The organism is Phormidesmis priestleyi BC1401 (assembly GCF_001650195.1).
Lineage (GTDB): Bacteria > Cyanobacteriota > Cyanobacteriia > Leptolyngbyales > Leptolyngbyaceae > Phormidesmis_A > Phormidesmis_A priestleyi_B.
This window is the reverse complement of record NZ_LXYR01000195.1, coordinates 1-513: the sequence shown is the minus strand read 5'-3', so window position 1 is coordinate 513 and position 513 is coordinate 1. Positions and strand designations below refer to the sequence as shown.

1 protein-coding gene is annotated in these 513 nt (G+C 44.2%); it reads left to right on the top strand.

Annotated features, from left to right (window positions below; all coding sequences use genetic code 11):
- Positions 1–194 precede the first annotated feature (194 nt).
- Entirely contained in the window at positions 195–446 is a 252-nt protein-coding gene (locus A8707_RS26405) for a hypothetical protein (RefSeq protein WP_068820434.1), read from the top strand.
- Positions 447–513: the final 67 nt, after the last annotated feature.

The following is a 513-nucleotide window of genomic DNA, read 5'->3' as shown; positions in this document are numbered from 1 at the left end:
CCCCCAAGCCTTCCGATCAGCAGCGTCTAATGGACTGGCAGTGACCGAATTTAAGCCATCAGACTCGAAAGCGATCGCTGAGGTCAAAAAACTCTATAAGCTTCTTTTTGATGCCTAAGTGATGTCATGATGGAATCATTTAGATGGTAATTCGAGATTGTTTAGAGTCTTTAGAGAAATCAATGTGAGGTCAGATGGTTGTTAGACGGAAGCCAGCAAATGTTGATGAATTTATTCAAGAAGGCGGATCAGTGCCTCAAGTGGCATCCCCTCAGCCCTCAGAAGAATCTGGCGAAGAGGAGATAAAAGGTCTAAAAATGCGGTTACCTATCGAGCTTCTGAAACGAGTCGATGAGGTGGTTAAAAGCCGTCGCCCTGCTCCGAGTCGTCACCAGTGGATTTTAGAGGCGATCTACGAGAAATTGGAGCGTGAGATAGCTAAGTAACCAACACCAAACCGCTCCTTCAGTGATATCACTTTGATGTTATTTAAGTCTCTAAATGAGATTAACT

Excerpts from the sequence above, each read along its gene's own strand:
- A8707_RS26405 (WP_068820434.1), top strand. The coding sequence starts at position 195 with ATGGTTGTTAGACGGAAGCCAGCAAATGTTGATGAATTTATTCAAGAA.